Origin of the sequence: Agromyces binzhouensis (assembly GCF_004135055.1) — a bacterium.
GTDB lineage: Bacteria > Actinomycetota > Actinomycetes > Actinomycetales > Microbacteriaceae > Agromyces > Agromyces binzhouensis.
The window spans coordinates 1-3,814 of sequence record NZ_SDPL01000306.1 but is presented as its reverse complement, the minus strand read 5'-3'; the positions used below and the strand labels follow the sequence as shown (position 1 = coordinate 3,814).

At 70.4% G+C, this 3,814-nt stretch carries 4 protein-coding genes; all 4 read left to right on the top strand.

Annotation, left to right across the window (positions count from 1 at the left end; translation table 11 throughout):
- The coding region (locus tag ESO86_RS13055) for a TilS substrate-binding domain-containing protein (RefSeq protein WP_207207126.1) at nt 1–442 on the top strand (442 nt) is incomplete at its 5' end.
- A gap of 45 nt (nt 443–487) precedes the next feature.
- On the top strand, nt 488–1,039 hold the full coding sequence (hpt, locus tag ESO86_RS13050) for a hypoxanthine phosphoribosyltransferase (protein ID WP_129235415.1): 552 nt from the start codon (nt 488–490) through the stop codon (nt 1,037–1,039).
- A gap of 97 nt (nt 1,040–1,136) precedes the next feature.
- The gene (gene ftsH, locus ESO86_RS13045; protein WP_129235414.1) at nt 1,137–3,152 is read left to right on the top strand and encodes an ATP-dependent zinc metalloprotease FtsH; all 2,016 of its coding nucleotides are present in this window, start codon (nt 1,137–1,139) and stop codon (nt 3,150–3,152) included.
- 35 nt (nt 3,153–3,187) lie between these two features.
- Nucleotides 3,188–3,784 (top strand): GTP cyclohydrolase I, encoded by a 597-nt coding sequence (gene folE / locus ESO86_RS13040; protein ID WP_129235413.1) that lies wholly within the window; start codon nt 3,188–3,190, stop codon nt 3,782–3,784.
- Nucleotides 3,785–3,814: the final 30 nt, after the last annotated feature.

Sequence of the window (3,814 nt, the reverse complement as noted above, 5' to 3'; positions counted from 1 at the left end):
CGCGTACGCGCGCGTGCGCGTGCGCGAACGGGTGCTGCCCGTGCTCGAGGCCGAGCTCGGCCCGGGCGTCGCCGAGGCGCTCGCCCGCACGGCCGAGCAGCTCCGCGAGGACGAGCGGGCGTTCGCCGAGCAGATCGACGAGTTCATCGAGGAGATCTGCGAGCCCGCCGAGGCCGGCATCGCGATCTCGGCGGCGGCGCTCGCCGCGAACCCCGCAGCACTCCGGCAGCGCATCATCCGGCACGTCGTCGACAGCGAGTTCGGGGTGTCGCTGAGCCGTGCCCAGACGCTCGAGGTCGCCCGGCTCGTCACGGACTGGCACGGGCAGGGGCCGATCGACCTGCCCCGCGGCATCCGCGCCACCCGCGCAGGCGGGCACGTCGTGCTCTCCACGACCGGCTCGACCGACGTGCTGCCGCACGACCACCGGCACCCGGCGTAGGCTCGTGGCATCCGTTCGCCCAGACGCACGCAGGAGGAGCTCGGGATGGATTCGCGCGAGATCGAGGCCGACCTGACGGAAGTGCTCGTGACCGAGCAGCAGATCCGCGACAAGCTCGCCGAGCTCGCCCGTCGGATCGAGGCGGACTACGAGGGTCGCGACCTCCTGCTCGTCGGCGTCCTCAAGGGCGCAGTCATGGTCATGGCCGACCTCGCACGAGAGCTGAAGCCGCACGTGAACATGGACTGGATGGCGGTCTCCTCCTACGGCGCGGGCACGACGTCCTCCGGAGTCGTGAAGATCCTGAAGGACCTCGACTCCGACCTCTCCGGCCGCGACGTGCTCATCGTCGAGGACATCATCGACTCCGGCCTCACGCTCAGCTGGCTGACCGCCAACCTCGCCTCGCGCGGCGCCGCCTCGATCGAGATCTGCGCACTGCTGCGCAAGCCGGATGCCGCGAAGGTCGAGATCGACGTCAAGTACCTCGGATTCGACATCCCGAACCAGTTCGTCGTCGGCTACGGGCTCGACTTCGCCGAGCGCTACCGCAACCTGCGCGACGTCGCGATCCTCGCGCCGCACGTCTACAGCTGAGCGGGATCCGGGCCTCTCCGGTCCGCTGCTGGGGCCTGCGCGCTTTCAGCGAACAGGGAGCCGGTGCCCAGTGGCCAGAGGGTAGCCTGCTAGCACCATGAACATGAAGAAGCTCCTGCGCGGGCCGATCCTCTACATCGTGCTGGCCATCATCGCGGTGTGGATCGGGTCGACCCTGATCACCCAGTCGGGTTTCCGCGAGGTCTCGACGCAGCAGGGGCTCGAGCTCCTGAACGACGGCAAGGTCTCGGCGGTGAAGATCGTCGACGTCGAGAACCGCGTCGACCTCACGCTCGCCGAGGCAGAGGACGACCTCGGCACGCAGGTGCAGTTCTACTACGTCACGCCGCGAGGCGAGGACGTCATCGCGGCCGTCGACGCGGCGAACCCGGCCGACGGCTTCGACGACGAGGTGCCGCAGCCGAACTGGTTCCTCTCGATGCTCGGCATCCTGCTGCCCCTCGTGCTCATCGGCCTCTTCTTCTGGATCATCCTCTCCGGCATGCAGGGCGGCGGAAACCGCGTCATGCAGTTCGGCAAGTCCAAGGCGAAGCTCGTCTCGAAGGAGAGCCCGAAGGTCACCTTCGACGACGTCGCCGGCGCCGAGGAGGCCATCGAGGAGCTCCACGAGATCAAGGAGTTCCTCAAGGAGCCGGCCAAGTTCCAGGCCGTCGGCGCGCGGATCCCGAAGGGCGTGCTGCTCTACGGCCCGCCCGGCACCGGCAAGACGCTCCTCGCCCGCGCTGTCGCGGGTGAGGCGGGCGTGCCGTTCTACTCGATCTCGGGTTCCGACTTCGTCGAGATGTTCGTCGGCGTCGGCGCGAGCCGAGTGCGCGACCTGTTCGACCAGGCCAAGCAGAACGCGCCGGCCATCATCTTCGTCGACGAGATCGACGCGGTCGGCCGCCACCGCGGCGCCGGCCTCGGCGGCGGTCACGACGAGCGCGAGCAGACGCTGAACCAGCTCCTCGTCGAGATGGACGGCTTCGACCCGAAGACCAACGTGATCCTCATCGCGGCGACGAACCGCCCCGACATCCTCGACCCCGCGCTGCTGCGCCCCGGCCGCTTCGACCGGCAGATCGGCGTCGACGCGCCCGACCTCAAGGGCCGCCAGAAGATCCTCGAGGTGCACTCGAAGGGCAAGCCGCTCGCCAACGGCGTCGACCTCGAGGTCCTCGCCCGCAAGACGCCCGGCTTCACCGGAGCCGACCTGGCCAACGTGCTCAACGAGGCGGCGCTGCTCACCGCCCGTTCGAACGCGCAGCTCATCGACAACCGCGCGCTCGACGAGGCCGTCGACCGCGTGATCGCCGGTCCGCAGCGCCGCACGCGGGTGATGAAGGACAAGGAGAAGCTCATCACCGCGTACCACGAGGGCGGTCACGCGCTCGCGGCGGCGGCGATGAACCACACCGACCCCGTGACGAAGATCACGATCCTGCCGCGTGGTCGCGCGCTCGGCTACACGATGGTGCTGCCGCTGGAGGACAAGTACTCCGTCACGCGCAACGAGCTGCTCGACCAGCTCACCTACGCGATGGGCGGACGCGTCGCCGAGGAGATCGTGTTCCACGACCCGTCGACCGGCGCCTCGAACGACATCGAGAAGGCCACCGCGACCGCGCGGAAGATGGTCACCGAGTACGGCATGTCGGCCAACGTCGGCGCCGTGAAGCTCGGCCAGTCGCAGGGCGAGGTCTTCCTGGGCCGCGACATGGGCCACCAGCGCGACTACTCGGAGGAGGTCGCCGAGAAGGTCGACACGGAGGTGCGCGCACTCATCGAGCAGGCGCACGACGAGGCGTGGCAGGTGCTCAACGACAACCGGGACATCCTCGACCGTCTGGCCGCCGAGCTCATCGAGAACGAGACGCTCGACCACCACCAGATCGCCGAGATCTTCACGGACGTCAGGAAGCTGCCCGAGCGACCCCTGTGGCTCTCGAGCGACAAGCGACCGGTCTCCGACCGCCCGCCCATCCCGTTCCCGACCCGGAAGGCGCCGATCGACCAGGGTGCCGTCGACGGCGGCGTCGATTCCGGCACGCCCGTCGAGGAGGCGAAGGCGTCCCGCACGCCGAGCACGAAGCCGCGTCCCGCCACGGCGTGAGCCGCGGCACGGAGGACGGCGCAGAGGAGGGTGCCATGACGGGCGTCGACGCCGATCGCATCGAGCGCGCCGTGCGCGAACTGCTCCTCGCGATCGGCGAGGACCCGGAGCGGCCGGGCCTCGAGCGCACTCCGCGGCGCGTGGCCGAGGCGTACGCCGACTACTTCAGCGGGGTCGGTGCGGATCCGCTCGTGCACCTCGCCGAGACGGTCGCGTCGGGCGACACCGCCGCGGGCGTCCCCGCGACCTCCGACGCCGTCGTGCTGCGCGACCTCGCCTTCCGGTCGGTCTGCGAGCACCACCTGCTTCCGTTCATCGGTACCGCCCACGTCGCCTACCTCCCCGGCGAGCGACTCGTCGGGCTCGGCCGCATCCCCGCGGTGATCGACACGATCGCGAGCCGCCCGCAGCTGCAGGAGCGCATCGCGGAGGAGGTCGCCGACGCGCTGGTCGCCGGGCTCGACCCGCGCGGCGTGCTCGTGGTGATCGACGCCGTGCACGGCTGCGTCACGGCGCGCGGAGCGCGGCAGGATCGCAGCTCGACGGTCACGATCGCCAGTCGCGGCGAGCTCGCCGAGCCCGCGGCGCGCGCCGAGATCATCGCCCTCATCGGATCGGGGCGCGGTGCCTGACACGCCGCCCGAAGCGGCGGCCCGGGGGTC

What these genes read in the sequence shown, in the direction of transcription:
- ftsH (WP_129235414.1), top strand. Translation starts at nt 1,137, where the DNA reads ATGAACATGAAGAAGCTCCTGCGCGGGCCGATCCTCTACATCGTGCTG.
- hpt (WP_129235415.1), top strand. Translation starts at nt 488, where the DNA reads ATGGATTCGCGCGAGATCGAGGCCGACCTGACGGAAGTGCTCGTGACC.
- folE (WP_129235413.1), top strand. Translation starts at nt 3,188, where the DNA reads ATGACGGGCGTCGACGCCGATCGCATCGAGCGCGCCGTGCGCGAACTG.